This is a genomic window from Ensifer sp. NM-2 (genome assembly GCF_003024455.1).
Taxonomy (GTDB): Bacteria; Pseudomonadota; Alphaproteobacteria; order Rhizobiales; family Rhizobiaceae; genus Ensifer; species Ensifer canadensis.
The window spans coordinates 1-404 of sequence record NZ_PVZR01000166.1; the positions used below are offsets into that span (position 1 = coordinate 1).

General features: G+C 71.0%; 1 pseudogene. It reads right to left on the bottom strand.

Annotation, left to right across the window (positions count from 1 at the left end):
• Positions 1–336, bottom strand: a pseudogene (locus C6558_RS39310) (serine hydroxymethyltransferase); the annotation flags it as partial.
• Positions 337–404: the final 68 nt, after the last annotated feature.

Consider the following 404-nt stretch of genomic DNA (forward strand, 5'->3'; position numbering starts at 1 on the left):
CGAGGTCATCACGGCCACGTTGGCCTGGGCGCCGGCGTGCGGCTGGACGTTGGCGTGCTCGGCGCCGAACAGGTCCTTGGCGCGCTGGATGGCCAGGTTCTCGGCCACGTCCACGAACTCGCAGCCGCCGTAGTAGCGGCGGCCCGGGTAGCCCTCCGCGTACTTGTTGGTCAGCACCGAGCCCTGCGTCTCGAGGATGGCGCGCGGCACGAAGTTCTCCGAGGCGATCATCTCGAGCGTGCCCCGCTGGCGGCCGAGCTCGTCCGCGAGCGCCGCGGCGATCTCCGGGTCCACCTCGGCGAGGGGCTGGGTGTTGATGTCGGGCGTCTGCGTCACGGGGGTTCCCTTCGAACGGGGGTCTGTGCGGCCGGAAGGCTCCGGTGCCCTCCATCCTAGTGACCAGG